The 287-nt window shown below is 40.1% G+C and carries 1 protein-coding gene; it reads left to right on the forward strand.

Translation table 11 applies throughout. From position 1 onward, the window contains the following. Nucleotides 1-22 precede the first annotated feature (22 nt). A partial coding sequence (locus Q0954_RS34735; RefSeq protein WP_299466878.1) for a helix-turn-helix domain-containing protein occupies nt 23-287 on the forward strand: 265 nt, incomplete at its 3' end.

The raw sequence follows: 287 nt of genomic DNA on the forward strand, positions 1-287 counted from the left end.
AGTTATTTTATATTTTATATACATGGAAATACTAGAGATCACCAAAGATACAGATATAAGGGAATACCGTCGTCAATTAATAGTACGTCTTTCAAAGCATGAATTAACTCAGGAAGAAATAGCAGATGTAGTGGGTTGTAGTCAAGGTTTGGTCAGTCAGACCTTACAAAACTATGCCGCTGATGGGCTTTCTGGTATAGCCTCTGTGCCTCATAGCGGACCAACCCCAGGCTTAGATTCCTCAGACTTGGCAACACTTGAGCAATTACTATCCAAAGGAGCATCTA

It is taken from the genome of uncultured Microscilla sp. (assembly GCF_947493425.1).
Classification (GTDB): Bacteria; Bacteroidota; Bacteroidia; order Cytophagales; family Microscillaceae; genus Microscilla.